Raw genomic sequence first — 19,504 nt, forward strand, 5'->3', positions numbered from 1 at the left:
TCTTTAATCGATTGAAAATTCTATTTCTTGAGCTAATTCATCGAGCTCAGACTGGGAAATTTTCATCGTGTAATCACTTGGTGTATGTTCTGTCTCATTTTTTTCTCGGCAATATTGAGAAACCTCACGTAACTGTTGACTATATTCCTTTAGAATTCCCATCATCGTTTCTTCAAGGAACTCGCCACCATTGAATGTCAGATTTATCTTCATTTCTCCATCCTCTACAATAGCAACGAAGTCCCATACAAATGATCGCTTGTTGATTCCACCTATAACTGTTCCTACATCATAAGAAGATAACTCAAACCCTTTTCCTGAAGAGAACTCACCTAAGTAGTTAAAGCAGACTTCCGGTTCCAAGTCGGACTTGAACGGGAAGCTCGACTCTGAACTGGATAAGTATTTCATCATCCCATAGCCAATTCCATGTTTAGGTATTTGCCTTATTGTTTCTTTTGTTTCTTTTATAAGTTCTCCCAATTCTCCTGAAGAATGAGATAAAAATACAGGAAATAACGAGGTAAACCAACCTACTGTCCGAGAAACATTAATGTCTGCATCCAAATTTTCTCTTCCATGGCCCTCCATCATAACTCCAAAACGATCTAATCCCATTTTAGTTTTCATTGTGCAAACAAGAGCGCTAAGTAGCAGATCGTTCATCTCTGTGTTATACGCTTTATGAGCTTCCGTCATTAACCCCTGAGTCTCCTCATAGTTCAGACGGATGGAAACCGTTCTACTATCCTTCCAACAACCACTCCATGCTTGTCCTTCCGTACGTAACCGCTGTGGCTCATAGTTCGCCATTTTTTTCCAATACGTAGAATCCTCTTCAAATTTAGGATCGTTCACATATTGTTTCAGTAAATGTGACCATGCCTGAAACGAGTCTGTCTTATCCGGTGAGACAGGTGATTTACCCGCTTCTATTTGATCATAAATCTCATGTAAATCATCTAAGATGATACGCCATGATACACCGTCTATAATGAGATGATGTGCAATAAGAAGTAAATAATCTCCAGCGTTAGTTTGGAATAACCCTACTCGAAACAAGGGCGGGTTATCTAATTGAAAACTACTTTGCAGTTTGTTGGCTTCTTCTCGAATGCGCTCGTGTAGTTCTACTTCGTCTCTAAAATCGAATATGTTGAATACAGTACTTGTGTCAATGACTTCTTCATATTTAAGTTCAAATGAATTTCTTTCTGTTTGACAACTTATTCTTAAAGCATCGTGCTGAGCAACTAAGTAAGACAAACTATCGCTTAAATATTTCGGATTGTATCCACTTTTCTTGCAAGTCATGATAGCTTGGTTCCAATGCTCTGGTTGATCAAATTCTTGTTCAAAAAACCAGCTTTGAATTGGTGTTGGTAGTATAGAACCTGCAACATTCTGAGCTGCTTTCCGTTCTAACGCTTTGACGTATTTCACCACGTCTTCTAAAATCGGATGCTTGAATAAATGTCTCGTCTCTAAATTCAATCGTTTCTTGTACAATCGAGCATTAATTTGAATAGCTTTTATGGAATCCCCACCAAGCTCAAAGAAGTGATCGTCGACGCTGACTTGGCTGACTCCCAGCACTTCCTGCCAAATTTCCACCATGTCTTCTTCCATTTGAGTTCTTGGTGCCACATAAGATGTTCTTGCTGCCTTCGCCTCTTCCGGCTCCGGCAGTGCCTTTTTATCTACCTTTCCATTCGACGTCAGCGGTAACTGGCTCATAATGACGATTCGGCTAGGCACCATATATTCAGGCAGGATTCTCAGTAAACCACTTCTCAGTTGTGATCCGGTTGTTCCCTCTTCTACGGGTACGCAGTAAGCACACAGGTATACTTGCTCCTCCTGATCTTTCCGTGGCACAACCACCGCCTCACGCACACCATCCATCTGGTCCAGCGCAGCTTCGATTTCACCAATTTCAATGCGGTATCCGCGAATTTTCAACTGATCATCTTTCCGACCAAGGTACTCCAGAGTTCCATCCGGCAACCAACGCGCGAAGTCTCCGGTCTTATACATCCGTTCCCCAGGTTTATTCGGGTGAGTTACAAACTTCTCCGCCGTGAGCTCTGCTCGATTTAGATACCCGCGAGCAAGGCCGATCCCGGCTATACACAGTTCCCCGACGACGCCAATGGGTTGCATCCGTCCGGCCTCATCTATGATATAAATTTCCGTATTATCGATGGGACCACCAATCGGTACAGATCCTTGCGTTTGACCAGCAGGTCTTTGCCACATGGTTGCATATACTGTACTTTCGGTAGGTCCATAGGCGTTGAAATAAGTGATTCCTTTGGTGTGCTCCAACAAACTTTCGGTCGCAGCGGATCCCGCTGTAATCAGCATCCGCAGTTTGGGTAGGTGCTGAACATCAACATACAGTGCAAAACCCGGTGGCAAGGTCGCTATCGTCACCTGTTTCTCCGCCATCCATTGAGTTAGTTTCCATGCATCCCGCACCGTTTCACGGTCTGGCATACATAACACGCCGCCTGATAACAAACTTTGCACAATTTCTGCTACCGATACATCGAAAGAAATGCTCGCAAATTGAAGAATACGTTCCGAAGGAGTGATATTCATTTGATTACGTAATGCTTGTCTTAAATTCACAACACCTCGATGCTCTACCATCACACCTTTTGGCTTTCCAGTCGATCCCGATGTATAGATGACATAAGCGATATCTCCAGCTGCATTCGTTCGCATCGGATTGACTACTTCTTCCGCTTCTTCGGCCAATGCTTCCATACAAACGCTGCTCACACCATGCTGAGTGACCCGTTCTTCAAGATGGCTTTGCGTCAACACCACGTCCACGCCACTATCCATCAGCATATAGGCAATGCGTTCTTCTGGATAATCAGGATCCAGCGGAACGTAAGCCCCTCCTGCTTTCCAAACCCCTAGAATTCCTGCAATCAACTCGACCGACCGATCTGCCATAATGCCGACGAGACGTCCTGCGCCAATGCCCGTTGCTTGCAAATGCCAAGCCACTCGATTCGCCAACCGATTCAATTCATCATACGTCCAACAAGTTTCATTGAAGATCAGTGCGGTTGCTTTCGGTCTTTCTGCCACCTGTTCTTCAAACCAGTCTGCTGCCGTTTTCTCGATATCTAACGGAACTTCCGTGCGATTAAATCGATGTAGCTCTTCCCGTTCAGGCTCGGATATCATTTCGATGGCCCCGATAGTTAGCTCCATTTCAGATGCAATCTCCTGAAGGAGTTTTAACCAGTGATCCCCCATCCGCTGTACGGTCGTTCGATCAAACAGCTGACTTGCATATTCTAAGCCAAAGACAATACCCACATCGGTTTCCCAGGCTTCTAAAGTTAAATCAAACTTAGAAATACTCCATTCAATCTCTAATGGATCCAGTTTTAATTCAGACAAACCCCAATCACCTATAGCTGTGTTTTGCATCGAAAATAAAGCATCAAACAGAGGGTTACGGCTCGCATCCCGTCTAACTTCCAGCTTTTCTACCAACCGATCAAAGGCGTACTCCTGATTTTCATAGGCTTGTAACAATGTTGTCTTCACTTCCGACAAGAACGCAGTGAATGTTTTCTCTCTTGTTGGTGCTCCCCGCAGAGCTAGCGTGTTTACGAACATACCTAACATCTGTTCCGTATCAGCGTGACGACGCCCAGCAATAGTGGTACCCACTACGATGTCTTCTTGACCACTGTAGCGGGTTAACCACACTTGGAACGCGGCCATGAGTACCATGTACAGTGTACTGCCACTCTTCGCTGCCAGTTCTTGCAGTCGATCTGTTGTTTCTTTTTCCAATTCGAATGTGATTCGGTCACCTTCAAAGCTTTGCACCAGTGGACGCGGTCGATCAAGAGGAAGTTCCAGTATGGGAAGCTCTCCGGATAATTGATCCAGCCAGTAAGATTCCTGATCTTTCATGGACTCACTATCCATTTGTGCCTGTTCCCACGCCGCGTAATCCTTGTAGCTCAGCTCTAGCGGTTCTAGAGTTTCGCCCCTATATATCCGGGACAGTTCATCCCAAAATAATGCCGTAGATACTCCATCTGAAATAATATGGTGCATGTCCATCACTAATACATAATCCGACTGCCCCTGTTCCGCAAGCCAAGTTCGCATGAGTGGAGCTTGTTGTAAATCGAATGGCTGGATGAGTTCACTCAGTTTCTGACGCAGGGAACTCCCTAACTTCTCGCTGGCCTCCAACTGCCCGAGCCGCTCTAACCGGTACGGGACGTTCTCATGGATGATCTGCAGCGGCTCGCCGTCGACCCATGTAAATGAAGTACGCAAAGCTTCGTGTCTTTCGACCATCCTTTGAAGGGCAGTTTCGAGTTTCTCCACATCCAGGTCACCCTGAAGCCGAACCGCCATAGGCATGTTATAACTTGTCTGTTTCTCACCAATTTGATTGAGAATCAGCAATCGACGCTGGGCAGATGATACAAGATATGCCGTTTTAGGCGCTAACGGTTGAATGGGCTCAAACCGACTCTGAGCTGCTCGCGCTGCATATTGAGCTAAATCATGGAGAATCGGGGTATTGAATATCTGTCGAAGAGGCATCTCGATCTGCAATTGTTTTTGAAGGGCTGACACTAAAGCCATCGCTTTTAATGAATGTCCGCCTAGCTCAAAGAAATGATCATAGATGCTGATCCGTTCTCTCACCAATACATCCTGCCAAACCTGAACCATTTTGGTTTCCCATTCATCACGCGGTGCAGCATAAGCCCTTCCACTTGTCATCCCATCCTTTGGTTCTGGCAAGGCTTTACGATCCACTTTTCCATTAGGCGTAAACGGGAGCTTCTCCAGTGCGATAAATCGTTCGGGAACCATAAAATCCGGAAGTTCTTTTTTTAAACCACTCCGAATCATGTTCACATCCATTGATGTTGTTTCAGTGTCCATGACCACATAAGCTACTAAGTAAAGCTGGCCTTCCTTATCGTTTCTTGCCAATACAACTGCATCTTGTACGCCTGATAGCCGTTGCATGGCGCTCTCGATTTCTCCAATTTCAATACGGAATCCCCGTATTTTCACCTGATGATCAACCCGTCCAAAGTACTCCAGATTCCCATTCGGTAACCACCTAGCTAAATCACCTGTCTTATACATTCGCTCTTCCGGTTTGTATGGATGCTCCACAAATTTTTCTGCGGTGAGATCAGACCGATTAAGATATCCTCGTGCCAACCCTACTCCCGCAATGCATAATTCTCCAACTACCCCAATAGGTTGTTGTTGTCCCCAGCGATTCATGATGAAAATCTCTGTATTGGCAATGGGCTTACCGATAGGTACGTTCTTATCTAGCATTTCATCAGAATTAAAATTCCAAAGAGCTGAACAAACCGTGTATTCAGTAGGTCCATAGGCATTTATGTATCTGATAGACTTAAACTTTTCAACCAAATTCATAGAAGATGATGAACCGGCCGTTATTAACACACGCAAATAAGGCATTTGTTCAACATCAAGGTACACTGCAAATCCGGGTGGGAAGGTGGCTATTGTAACTTGATGTGTAGTCATCCATTGTGTCATCTCCCATGGATCGTGGATCGTTTCATTATTTGGAATACAGAGTGTTGCCCCTTGTAAAATACTCTCTGCCAACTCTAACACCGATGCATCGAACGAAATACTCGCAAACAAAAGGATCCTATCATCTTGTACAATTTGTAATTCTTTTTTGAATGCTTCACTTAAGTTTGATACACCACGATGCTCGACCATGACCCCTTTGGGTCTACCCGTAGATCCAGATGTATAAATGATATATGCTAGATCATCTGGCTGATTTACAACAGATAAGTTTTCAAAAATTATCTCCTGCTTTTGAAAAGTCGCCTCATCCAGATAAAGTCCATTTACACCAAGACTTTGGAGTAGATTTTTCATATTAGTTTGGGAAAGAACCCACTCCACTCCACTATCTGAAATGATGTACGACAGTCGATCTTCTGGATAGTCCGGGTCTAAAGGTAAGTACGCTCCCCCAGCTTTCCATATTCCTAAAATCCCTGCTATCATTTCTGAGGAACGATCTGTCATTATCCCTACTAACATTCCGGGTTTAATTCCAATATCGTGTCTTAAATGATGTGCAATGCAATTGGCTTTTCTATTAAGTTCGAAGTAAGTCCAAGAGATATCTCCAGTAATTAAAGCGATTTGATCTGGTGCCTTCTCGACTTGGTTTTCAAATAACTCTTGAATTGTGACATCACGATCAAACCACTCATTTTCTCCCATATAGTTTTCAAGCTGCTTAAGCTCTGACTGCGGAACAATTCCATACTCACTGATTTTTCCATTTGGAGAATCAAGCATGCTCTCTACCAAACAAAGCATATGATTTGGAATATTCTCAATTCCGTCACTCTCATATTTCAATGTATCGTAGAGTATAGAAAATTCTAAACGATCTGATGGATGAACAATAAGGCCAAATGAGAAGTTTGTTTCTTCAAATCTAGAGACCCCTTCAATATGAAATCCATGCTCATCATCATTAATCCCTTCCCAGTTAAAACGGTTAGGATAGTTTTCAAAAACTAAAACATGATCCATTAAATCTTGCTTTAACGAAGAGAGCGCTTGAATTTCATAAAGTGGGAAGAAGTTGTACGCTTCTGACTCCAATGATCCCTCTTGGATAAGCCTCATTACCTCGGGTAAACTGGCATCCCTTTCAGCGGATACACGCACAGGGATAGTATTAATGAATAAACCTACCATTTTTTCGATGTCAATTACACTAGCTGGTCTGCCCGATACAACCGTTCCAAAAATCACATCTTCATGACCACTATATTTTTGTAACAGAATCCCCCATAGTGTTTGTATAACGGTGTTAAGTGTAACCCCGGTAGTTCTTGAGAGATCTTTCAGCTGACTTGTCACTTCTTCGTTAAACGCAAAGTCAATTCGTTTGAAATGACTACCTTCTCTTTCGGAACTCATCTTTCGAAAAGGAAGCGAAGCTTTTTCTTCATATCCCGTGGTGAACTTTTCCCAATAGTCTGCCGCTCCATTTTTATCTTGCTTCTCTAGCCAGTCCACATAGGACCGGAATGGTTCAGGCTTACCGAGGAGAGCATTACCTCCTTCTACTTTCGCCCAATAAATTTGGAACCATTCTTTAAGAAGGAGTTCCACACTCCAACCATCAAGCAAAGAATGATGATGACTCCATACCACGTGGAATTTCCCTTGTTGTGTGAAAAGAGCCAATCTGTGTAACGCTATACCGACCATTTGAAAACCTTTATTAATATCATTTTCTTTATAAGATTCTACAAACTCTTCACATTCTTCATCACATAAATCACTAATATCTTTCTCATATATATCGAATTCTAGTGAATGGAGCACCACTTGCATCGGTTTAGATAGTTTCTCGTGGGCAATAATAGTTCGTAAAATATCATGTCGATCACAGAGAGCCTTATAAGCCTCTATAAACAATTGATGATCAAAATCCCCAACAACTGCGAACGAGATTTGTTCAAAATATACCTTCGGATTCTGATCATAAAGTGTATGAAATACAATCCCTTCCTGGAGAGGGCTTAACGGATAGATTGTCTTGATTCCTTGTTTTTTGCTCATGATATGTCTCCTACATTTTTAGTTTTGTAATCCTTGTGCGAGGATCTGAATATATGCTAGTTCATCATCATCTAAATGATTTTGAGCTCCAAAATCGCTTGGTGTATACTCTATCACCTCTTTAGAAAGACAGTGATTGACCAATTCATTAATCTGATTTACATATTCGGTTGCAAAACTGCTAATACTTTTTTCGGTATACTCTCCATTGTTATATTCGAGACGAATCTTCAAACGTTCCATTTCAACCCATGCAACAATTTCCAAACTAAATGCTCTTTTATTTTGTTGACCAATAAGATGTTTAATCCCACCAGTATTAATCTCTATACCTAAACTATTTTGCTTCCAATCGAATTGCCCTAAATAGTTAAACAAAATTTCTGGAGGAGTTCCGTCAGGAATGTTGGTATTCAAGCCTGATTTGGACAAGTATTTTAATATTCCATATCCGATGCCTCGATTCGGAATACAACGGAGTGTTTCTTTTGTCGTCTTGATCCACTCACTCCACTTCTCATGATTGAGCGGAACATTAACAGGGAACATCGAAGTAAACCACCCTACGGTCCGAGTCACATTAGTTCTCTCGTTAAACTCTTCTCTCCCATGCCCCTCAAGCATCAGTTTCATATGTTGTTGGCCAGGCGACCAAAGATTTATTGCTTTTCCAAGAGCGGCCAATAAAAGATCATTTATCTCCGTGTTGTATGCTTTGTGCGCATTAGTGAGAAGTTCACGAGTTACATCAATACTTGTTTCAACTACTACCTCTTTTTTGTCCCGCGCAGTATTACTGATGGAAACCCCGTCTTTGGATAAAGGGATCATCGAAACTTTTTCTATCGTTTCCCAATAAGACCGTTCTTGCTGCAGTTCATTGCTATTTGCATAACGATGTAACATCGTAGACCATTCTTTAAATGAGTTAGATTTTTGGGGCCAAATTACTTTCTCACCTTTCAGCCATTTATCATATCCATAGATAAAGTCCTCTAAAAGGATACGCCATGAAACACTATCCACTACAAGATGATGTGCCGTTAACAACAGATGGTCTCCTTCATTCGTTCGAAACAACCCCGCACGTATTAAGGGAGGACTACTCAGATGAAACCCCTCTTGAATGTGCCTTATTTCAGTATCAATACGCTCGTTCACAAGTGTTGAATCTTTCAGGTTAACCTCAAGCAAAAGGTTTTCGTACGTGAAGTCTTCTTGATACTCTTGTGTAATTAAATTATTGTGTGACCTGAAGCTTAATCTTAAAGCATCGTGATGATCTACCAACTGCTCCAAAATGAACTTCACGCCTTCAGTATGGAAGCCTTCCTTACGGTGAAGCATGATTGACTGATTCCAATGATTTGAATCTTGTAAATACAACTCAAAAAACCAATGTTGGATAGGAGTAAGATCAACTAAACCTGTAGTTTCCTCTTCGGTTGCAACAAAAGTTAAAGGTTGAATGTAGGCAGTTACATCTTCCAATATTGGATTCTTAAATAACTGTTTCATTTCAAGCTTCAACTCAGCCTGATACAGTCGAGCGCAGATCTGAATGGCTTTAATAGAATCTCCACCTAATTCAAAAAAGTGATCTTGTATACCAATCCGCTCACGACCTAGTACATCTGCCCATATCTCAGCTAACTGGGATTGCAGCTTGGTGTGAGGAGCAATATATTCTCGCCCTGTGGCTATAACCTCATCTGGTTCAGGTAATGCTCTACGATCAATCTTGCCGTTTGACGTCAGTGGAAGACTATTCATTAATACAAATTGTGTCGGCACCATATATTCAGGTAAAAGTTTCAATAATCCAATTCTTAGTTCTGATATCGAATACGTTGCACCCGATTTAGGGACGATGTATGCACAAAGAAACAATTGCATCTTGTTATCCTGTTTTGGAATAACAACAGCCTCTAGGATTTTAAGTTTAAGAAGGGCAGATTCCACTTCACCAGGCTCAATGCGGTATCCTCTTATTTTAACCTGATTATCCATTCTTCCAATATACTCAAGGTTCCCATCATTCAGCCATTTTGCAGCATCACCGGTTCTATATATTTTTCTATCATGTTTAAACGGATGTGCGACAAACTTCTCTGCTGTAAGTGTATCTTTATTTAAATAACCTCTAGCCAATCCTGTCCCAGCAATACAAAGTTCTCCTTCCACACCAATAGGTTGGAGTTGCCCTTTTTGATCCAAAATGAGAATCTCTGTATTCGCAATCGGTTTACCAATTGGAATAGATTCATACTGGTGATATTCGCTACAGTCAAAGTATGTAACATCAATCGTCGCTTCTGTCGGTCCATATAAATTAATCAGTGAGGTTTCCCTAAAACCATTTAATTGTTCAAACCTTTTTACGGTTGAATATGGCAAAGCTTCTCCACTCGTAAAAATGTACTTTAACCCTGTAAAAGGATCATTCCGCGAATGTTCACAGTAACTCAAGAAAGCATTGAACATGGATGGCACAAAATGCATTACCGTGATTTTTTGATCTACCACGGCCTGAGCAATATCGATCGGATCCTTTTCCCCACCCGGCTTTAACATTGAAACTGTTGCGCCAGCAACCATCCACCACACTAATTCCCACACCGAAACATCAAAAGTAAAAGTTGTCTTTTGTAAGATGACATCGCTCTCTGTTAACGGAAACTCCCTTTGCATCCATTCAATGCGGTTGGCTAACGCACCGTGTTCAATCATGACACCCTTAGGTTTCCCTGTTGAACCAGAGGTGTAAATTACATAGGCTAGATCTTCTGATTTCAACGTACAAGAGTTAATTTCGATTTCACTTTCTGCTGCAACAAAAGAATTAAAGTTCAATTCCATACACGGAATACCAAGTTCTGTAAAACGAATGATGAATTTAGATTGAGTCAACATCAATCGGGTCCCGCTATCTTCTACCATATACTCTATGCGATCGACTGGAAAATGAGGGTCTATTGGTAAATAGGCAGCCCCGACCATCCATATCCCCAAAATTCCTGCAAGCATTTCAACAGAACGTTCTAAGGATATTCCAACAATATCACCTTGTTGTATACCTCTTTTTTTAAGTCGCTCTGCAATGCTAATTGCCATTTGGTTTAATTCATGATATGTCCATGTTTTATCGCCAGAGATGATGGCTATATGATTTGGAGTTTTCCTCACTTTATCTTTAAAACCATCCGGAATCAGGCTTAGGTTATCAAAAATCACTTCTGTATTATTGAATTCCTCAAATAACAACTCCTGTTCTTTCTCATCAACCAAAGTAATGTTAGCGATTTGCTTGTTTGGTTCTGCAGCAACTTGTTCTAATAAATACAGCCACTGATTCAACATCCTTTCAGCAGTCGGAGTTTCAAACAAACTAGTGGCATATTCCAAACAGAACTCTATCGTTGCACCTTCATCCACGACTTCTAACGAAATGTCAAACTTTGAAGCAGGATTATTAATCTCGAGTTTTTTCGCTTCGCAACCATCAAAATTCAATTTCCATTCTCCAACATTTTGAAGGGTTAGATGTGCATTGAATATTGGATTGCTACTCATATCTCTTTGAATATGTGTTTTTTCGACCAAACGCTCAAATGGGTAGTCTTGATTTTCGAATGCATTGTAGGTTAGCGTTTTAACATCGTTCAAAAAATTAAGAAAGCTTTTTTCAGCACTAGGATTTCCCCGTAACACTACGGTATTGGCGAACATTCCAATCATAGACCAAGTTTCTGGAATCCCTCTTCCAGCTATGGTAGTTCCAACGACCAAATCATCTTTCCCACTATACTTACTAAGCCATATTTGATATGCAGTCATCATAATAACGTAAAGCGTGCAGCCTGTGAGGTTAGCAAGTTCACGTAGTTTGGTAGTAGTCTTCTCGTCTAGCTGACACCATAAACGACTACCTTCAAAATTCTGGAGTGCTGGCCTAGACTGATCAAAAGGTAATTCAATCATGGAAGAGTGGCCTTCTAAATGTTCCAACCAATACCTCTCTTGCTTCAATAAGGTGTCACATTCCATAAGTTGATTATGCCATTCGGAAAAGTCACAGTAGTCCAAAGACTGTTTGGGTACCCTCTCCTCATTATAAAAAGATGAAAGCTCTTTCAATATATTCGTAATTGACACACCATCTGAGATGATATGGTGCATATCGACCAACAATATATTATTCTCTTGATTCATTTTAACGAGACAAGCCCGAATCAAAGGTGCCTTTGTTAAATCGAATGGTCGAATAAAGTTTTGAATAATACTTGAAATGAACTCGTTATTGTATGACTTATCTTCATATGCATTAATTCTTTCCATTCCAAAAGAAACGTCGTGCTTTATCCTTTGTCTAACTTCACCTCCAACAAGCTCAAAGGATGTTCTGAAAGCTTGGTGATTTCGGATAAGTTGCAGAAAAGCTTGCTCCAACTTTTCTGGATTTAGTCGACCATTAATCTTAAATCCAAGCGGCAAGTTATAACTTGTATTAGATTCAGTCCGTTCAGATATCCAGTACATTCTTTTCTGTCCTGAAGATGCTGCATACGATTCCAATACCGGTGCTCTGGGGAGTTTTTCGGAAGCGAGATCACCCGCCGATGAAGCAACATAGTTTACCAAAGTCCCCATATCTTCAAAAGAATCAAGTTGGCCATGCGATATTAAAACGGAGTAGTGCTGTTGAATAAGGGAAATAAGCACTTGTGCACTCAAAGAGTCTCCTCCTGCATGATAAAAGCTCAAGTTTAAATCAATTTCCTTATTCCATTCGAGAACTTCAGTTAATACCTGTTTCAAGTGGCTTTTTATTTCATCCTGCTGTGACATTATCATTGCTCCTTTTTAACAGATCGAGATGAATTATTCCAATTCATTAAAGTAGCACTGCATTATTCTCCTTCCTTTAGTTTTAAAAGGAATATTGGTTTCATGACAGAACTACACGAATACACCTTGTTAGACGAATTACTTAATTTTGAGAATATTTAATTTTTTGAAATTCAATTAATTCAAAAAATCACTATGAAATTATTCGGTGATTTCTCGACTGCTTATATCATATTTGTAAAAAGTTGCAAATTGATCACTTTTTATATATAACTAAAAGAGTGATCTCAAATTTGAATTCGTTCTATTACGAATTCGAATCGTTTCGATTTTTTCGTTTGAAAGAATAAATTAGGGAAATATTGCTTATTAACTTGATGATATTGGAATTTAAGTGAATAGTCAATCTCAAAATCATAATTTTCCATCAAATCATATTATTTATATTTCATTCTATAATTATCTCATTAGTCCGAATATACTTTCAAAAAAAGTGTTTACAATTCATTGTTAGTAGAACTAAAATACACTATAATTCTCATATTCTTTAATTCTTCGAATAAATTCTGTCAGAGACACATGCAGATTTTACAAGAAAGAAGTATATTGTATTCGAACATGAATATTTATAAAACAACAGATTGAATTTTTCACAAAAAAAAAGTATTATTGCTTATCGATATTTTTTCTTATTAGGTGAAATTAGTATATGTTTACTTTTATCCCCTTAATAAGTCCAATATTATAATAAACTAGTGGGAGATTGTAAAAATGAATACTAAAGTACTTCCTATTGCAAAGCCAAAGGTTCTTGGTTTTTTACATCATGCTTTTCCTTTGTCCATAATTGGAAACTATACAGACTATATCCCTTGGTTCCATAATAATTTTATTCAAATCCTTTGTAATACTGAATATTTTGAAAATAAAAATGATCATCTTGTTGATTTTTACTTCCCAAATGATCCGTTATTTAGCTATCCTTGTTTAGAAACTTATGCATCTAAACCGGAATTCTCAAATGTTCAGACAAACATTGTTGATTTTGTAATCAATAGTATTAATAAAGATTGCTATGTTTATACCCATGTTGACGAATTCTATATCCCCCATAGGAATGTACATAATCAATTTCATCATACACATAATATTTTTGTTTACGGTTATGAAAATGGTAATTTTAATGTATTGGGGTTTGATGAGAATCAAAATTTCGCTTCAACCCAAGTTACTTTTGAGGAATTTAGTGAGGGATACGCACACGCAAATTATAAATTATCTATTTTGTATAATTACAATAACTATGTTATCCCTCAGTTTAATATCTATAATGTTATACGTTCTATAAAGGATTATCTTTCGTCCGTTAATACTGTTCATGGAAATAGCTACCTTCCCCTTAATCCTATATTTGGTATTAAGGCATATGACTATCTCAAGAAATATGTTGAAACAATTAAACAAGACAGTACTAGAGCAGACATTAGACCCTTCCACCTCTTATTAGAACATAAAATATGTATGCTTGAGAGAATAGCATATTTGGAAGAGAACAATTTTTTGACAAATTCTAATCTTGATAAAGAATATAAAGAGATAGTACAACTAGCTCAAGATCAAAGAAATATTATATTAAAGTATACCTTGATTAAGGATGATAGCTTATTATTAAAGCTTGTGTCCTCTATTGATGTCTTAATAACTCAAGAGAAAACTATCTTGAATAAGCTTATTCGTAATTTAGAGCTCTCAGGCTTTTCTACATAGCCAATAATGAATTACACCACAGTGTCAGAGCATTAATCGTTTATAGAAAAGACGACGAATTTTCGCTTCAATGAAGGAAGAAGCCGTTCCAATTGAGGAACGGCTTCTTGGTGTATATTTATAAAAGAAAATAAGTTGAGCTCTACACTGATAAGATATTTGTGCAAAGAGTTTCATCTGCATGAGAATAACTAAAACTGGGTTTTAGTGTTTTTGCACCTTATAGAAACTGAAGACTGAAATCCGATAGTATTGGCTTATTGGTATCTCAATAAACAAAGGATCAGATCCTCTTGGTCTGATCCTTTGCTTTCACACTTTTACTTTTATTGAATTAAATTCGACTTCTTGAGTAATTTCTGTAGTAACGTAGCCACTTCAGCACGTGTGATTTGGTCCTTCGGTTGAATCGTAGTCGTTGTTCTACCATTCATAATACCCATTGCTAAACCAGCTGCTATATGATCTCTGGCATAGCTTGAAATCGATGAATCGTCTTTATATTGTCCGATCAACGTGTCTACTTGATCAGGCAATAAATCCGGATTGATGCCTGTGATCTTCATCGCTTTCGCAATGATAGTCATAGCTTGTTCACGAGTGATGGTATCCATAGGAGCGAATTCAGCATCACTATAACCCTCAATTAATTGATATTCGTGAGCTGTATAGATATAATCAGCAAACCAATCGGACTTATTTACATCGATAAATGAATTTTTGCCAGTTATCGGTACTATACCCAGCCCTCTTACAACCATAGCAGAGAACTCTGCACGTGTAATGCTCCTATTCGGTTCGAAAATATCCTCCCTAACTCCCGTAACAATCATTCGTGATCCCATGTCATTGATTGCGTCTTTTGCCCAATGGTTCGTCACATCAGTAAATTCGACTGGGTGCCAAACCAGAGTGTACAAGCTATTGGACAAGCTATTAACCACTGCATGGTAGCGATTATCTTTTTTCTCGACATAAGTTGGTACATGATGAGTGGAACCATCCGACCCTACAACAATTCCTGTTGTAATCTGATTTGGATCGACGGTCTCCGGAAGTGGAATATACCGTTCAACGTACGTATTGAAACGATTTATTTCCTTTCTTGAACCATTAAATTCAGCCATTAACGTAAAATGGACAGGATCCACTAAAAGTAAAGCACCTTTTGAAATTGCCGAGTCCTTTGCAATGCTTGATTCCGAAGGAAGAGCTTTTGAGATTGTTAACTCAATCGTCATGTCTGATAGTGTATCATCCGCACCAAGTTGACCCGCTACCGCCTCAATTGAGATTTGGCTCGCAGGTAGTCTATATGTGGCAAGCGGGGTGACCAGTTCTAAGACGGCAGATTGATCTATCATCTTTTTAACAACATCCCCTGTTAATATTCCCACAATAGAATCCGATGACTCATTCACAGGAATAGTCACTACAGCATTCTGACCTTCTTTCGCCAACCATTCTAGAAGTTTGCTAGGATCCGGCGTAAGAGTTGTTATGGTTCTATTATCAACGATTTTTGTATCCAACTTGCCGATCTTCTCTGACTTACCGTTTATTACAACAGGGACACCACTTGGCTCTAGCTGAGGTGGGTTTGCTGATGGTGTTCCGCCACCTTGTGAGCCCGCTCCACTGCCACTATTGCCTGAATTTCCACCGCCACCTGAACTATTGGACGAATTGACAGTAAGTACAAGGTTAGTTGTTGCTATTTCCCCGTCTCCATAAACAGCTGTAATCACGGAAGTATAGGTTCCGGCTGGTAAGCCTACTACCGGTCTAACGCTCCACGTGTCGATACTTTCACCCGCAGCTACATTATTGCCACTTCCTTCAACCACAAATGTATTGGGTTCACTGGAAGTTAGACTACGAATGGTGGTATCAACCGCCCCGGCATTCGTGATGATTAATTTCTTTGCAGAAGGTTGCTCATAACCAACCGTTACAGGTGAAAATAATGGAGCCACAATACTTAAAAAAGGTATCGTCTCTGAGATATCTTCGAACTCTGCGCTAATGGTAACATCCCCGCTTGGCATGATGAAAGTTTCACCCACGATCGGATAACCCACAGAATTAAAGATATACTTCAGCGATCCTATTTTTACTCTCTTCCCGAAATCCGGTAGAATGTTCAAGCTAATTAAGTTACCGGCTGGGGAGATTGTAGGGTTAGCAGTAATCGTGCCACCTACCAAATTGTTTATCGTTACAGTGTATTGTTCAATTTCAGTAACTACGTTAATTGTAGCGTTTCCCGACTTACTGCCGTTAGCCGTTGAGATCGCGGTGATCGTATATGGACCTGGTGTTGTGTTTGCAGCGACACTTACCAGTCCATTTTCATCCACCGTGACATTTCCGCTCGTATCACCGCTGTTCCACGTAACGGTTTGGGCTGCTCCACCACTGACATCCACAGTAGCTGTCAGCTGCTGTGTGTCACCTTGTAGCACACTTGAATAGGTAGGATTCACGGTTACACTGTTCACTTCTGGTGCTGAAGTCACTGTAATTGTTGCACTACCTGACTTAGTACCATCAAAAGAAGAAGTTGCTGTAATTGTATACGGACCAGGTGGGGTATTTGCTGCCACACTTACCAATCCATTTGCATCTACCGTGACATTGCCATTCGTGTCGCTACTGGTCCACGTAACAGTTTGGACCGCTCCACCGCTGACACCCACAGTGGCGGTTAGTTGCTCTGTATTTCCTTGCACCACATTAGGGTTAGACGGACTGACCGTCACACTGTTTACTGCCGGTGCCGAGGTAACCATGATCGTTGCACTACCTGATTTAGTACCGTCAAACGTCGACGTTGCTGTAATTGTATACGGACCAGGTGGGGTATTTGCTGCTACACTCACCAGTCCGTTCGCATCTACCGTAACATTGCCGTTCGTATCACTACTGGCCCACGTAACGGTTTGGGCCGCTCCACCGCTGACACCCACAGTGGCGGTTAATTGTTCTGTATCACCTTGCACCACACTAGGGCTAGACGGACTGACCGTCACACTGTTTACTGCTGGGGCAGAGGTAACCATGATCGTTGCACTACCTGATTTAGTACCGTCAAACGTCGACGTTGCTGTAATTGTATACGGACCAGGTGGGGTATTTGCTGCTACACTCACCAGTCCATTCGCATCTACAGTAACATTACCGTTCGTATCACTACTGGCCCACGTAACAGTTTGCGCCGCTCCACCGCTGACATTCACAGTGGCGGTTAGTTGCTCTGTATCTCCCTGCACCACATTAGGATTAGACGGACTGACCGTCACACTGTTTACTGCCGGTGCTGAAGTAACCGTGATCGTTGCACTACCTGATTTAGTACCGTCAAACGTCGACGTTGCTGTAATTGTATACGGACCAGGTGGGGTATTTGCTGCTACACTCACCAGTCCATTCGCATCTACAGTAACATTACCGTTCGTATCACTACTGGCCCACGTAACAGTTTGCGCCGCTCCACCGCTGACATTCACAGTGGCGGTTAGTTGCTCTGTATCTCCCTGCACCACATTAGGATTAGACGGACTGACCGTCACACTGTTTACTGCCGGTGCTGAAGTAACCGTGATCGTTGCACTACCTGATTTAGTGCCGTCAAACGTCGACGTTGCTGTAATTGTATACGGACCAGGTGGGGTATTTGCTGCTACACTCACCAGTCCATTCGCATCTACCGTAACATTGCCGTTCGTGTCACTACTGGCCCACGTAACGGTTTGGGCCGCTCCACCGCTGACATTCACAGTGGCGGTTAATTGTTCTGTATCACCTTGCACCACACTAGGGCTAGACGGACTGACCGTCACACTGTTTACTGCTGGGGCAGAGGTAACCGTAATTGTTGCACTACCTGACTTGGTACCATCAACTGTTGATGTTGCTGTAATCGTATATGTGCCTGGTGTAGTGTTTACGGCCACATTCACCAATCCATTCGCATCTACCGTAACATTGCCGTTCGTGTCACTACTGGTCCACGTAACAGTTTGGGGCGCTCCACCGCTAACATCCATGGTTGCTGTCAGTTGTTCTGTTTCCCCTTGCTTCACACTTGGGTTAGCTGGGGTCACAGTCACGCTATTCACATGTGGGGCGGGAGCCGACTTTATATAACCTTCAGACGTTTGACTGTCGTAACCTACTGCAACTGCTCGCCCTCCACCTATAATGACGTCAGCAAAATCGATCGATGAGGATAAATTACTCCATTCCTCTTCCCAAACAACCCCGTTAATTGAGGTTGCAACTCTTTCATTTGCGCTAACGGTATAAAATTTACCTGCAGCATAAGTCACTGAAGCTAAACTAACGTTGCTGTAATTCAATACGGTCGTCTTGCTCCAAGTTACTCCATCATTTGAAACGTATGCCTGTCCAGCCTCACCAACCGCTACAAATGTATTGTTTCCATAGGCAACATCGAAAATGGCTTGGGTCGGATTAGTTGTATATACCTCAGTCCATGCTAACCCATCGGAAGAACGGAAGATTTTAGCCGCTTGTCCTTCATTATAGGTTGTTGCAATAAACATCCCATTGCCGTACACTACTCGGTAAAAATCAAGGTTTGTATTCGTATACACTACCTCTGGGGTAACATTTTCTATGAATGAATATAGTTTTCCGTTTCCCGCTAACACATAACGGTTAGTAACGGGACTATAAGCAATATCGTTGATATGCTTGTTTTCAAAAAATGAATTCATAGGGGTCCATCCGGTTGTGGGATCATTTGACTTATAAACTCCATCTGAGGCAGTAATAAACCAAGTAGAATTCAGAAACTTGACATTAGTGGGTTCCACTGTAAACCCCAGATTTCGATTGTCCCAAGTCACGGCATCTGTCGATAGATGATAATCGAGGAAATAACCTAAAGACAAAAATGTACCATCGCCATATTCCACAATAGTTTGAAAACTTGAAGGAACATGATGTACGGTACTCCAAGTAGCAGCGTTCGCTTTAGAAGATAACCCACCACCACTAAAAGAACTAATGAGTAAAATACTTGCCAATGTAGTTCGGAGTATACGATTCAAACTCTTTTTTCTCGGAAACAAAGACATGTCCGGCCCCCTAAAATGATTTAATTGGCAATTATTATTGCCTATCTATTTCCCGATGAAGTTTGTCGAATGATGAAATGGAAATTACTCTCATCATAAACGAGACTTTGATATAGGTAAATATAAAATTA

General features: G+C 40.9%; 4 protein-coding genes. 1 reads left to right on the top strand and 3 read right to left on the bottom strand.

Going from position 1 to position 19,504, the window contains the following annotated elements; all coding sequences use genetic code 11:
- Positions 1-3 precede the first annotated feature (3 nt).
- Both F0220_RS30765 and F0220_RS30770 read right to left on the bottom strand, forming a co-directional pair.
- A complete protein-coding gene (locus tag F0220_RS30765) occupies positions 4-7,653 on the bottom strand; it encodes a non-ribosomal peptide synthetase (RefSeq protein ID WP_149847011.1) in 7,650 nt (2,549 codons plus the stop codon).
- Between the two features lie 18 nt (positions 7,654-7,671).
- Positions 7,672-12,501, bottom strand: a complete 4,830-nt coding sequence (locus F0220_RS30770; RefSeq protein ID WP_188310595.1) for a non-ribosomal peptide synthetase — start codon at positions 12,499-12,501, stop codon at positions 7,672-7,674.
- A gap of 771 nt (positions 12,502-13,272) precedes the next feature.
- Here F0220_RS30770 and F0220_RS30775 point away from each other — a divergent pair.
- Positions 13,273-14,268, top strand: a complete 996-nt coding sequence (locus tag F0220_RS30775; RefSeq protein WP_149847013.1) for a hypothetical protein — start codon at positions 13,273-13,275, stop codon at positions 14,266-14,268.
- Positions 14,269-14,594: 326 nt separating this feature from the next.
- On the opposite strand, the gene F0220_RS30780 is transcribed toward F0220_RS30775, so the two are convergent.
- Positions 14,595-19,373, bottom strand: coding sequence for an Ig-like domain-containing protein (locus F0220_RS30780; protein WP_149847014.1), 4,779 nt, complete (start codon positions 19,371-19,373; stop codon positions 14,595-14,597).
- Positions 19,374-19,504 lie beyond the last annotated feature (131 nt).

The organism is Paenibacillus sp. 37 (assembly GCF_008386395.1).
Classification (GTDB): domain Bacteria; phylum Bacillota; class Bacilli; order Paenibacillales; family Paenibacillaceae; genus Paenibacillus; species Paenibacillus amylolyticus_B.

Excerpts from the sequence above, each read along its gene's own strand:
- F0220_RS30765 (WP_149847011.1), bottom strand. The coding sequence starts at position 7,653 with ATGAGCAAAAAACAAGGAATCAAGACAATCTATCCGTTAAGCCCTCTC.
- F0220_RS30770 (WP_188310595.1), bottom strand. The coding sequence starts at position 12,501 with ATGTCACAGCAGGATGAAATAAAAAGCCACTTGAAACAGGTATTAACT.
- F0220_RS30775 (WP_149847013.1), top strand. The coding sequence starts at position 13,273 with ATGAATACTAAAGTACTTCCTATTGCAAAGCCAAAGGTTCTTGGTTTT.
- F0220_RS30780 (WP_149847014.1), bottom strand. The coding sequence starts at position 19,373 with ATGTCTTTGTTTCCGAGAAAAAAGAGTTTGAATCGTATACTCCGAACT.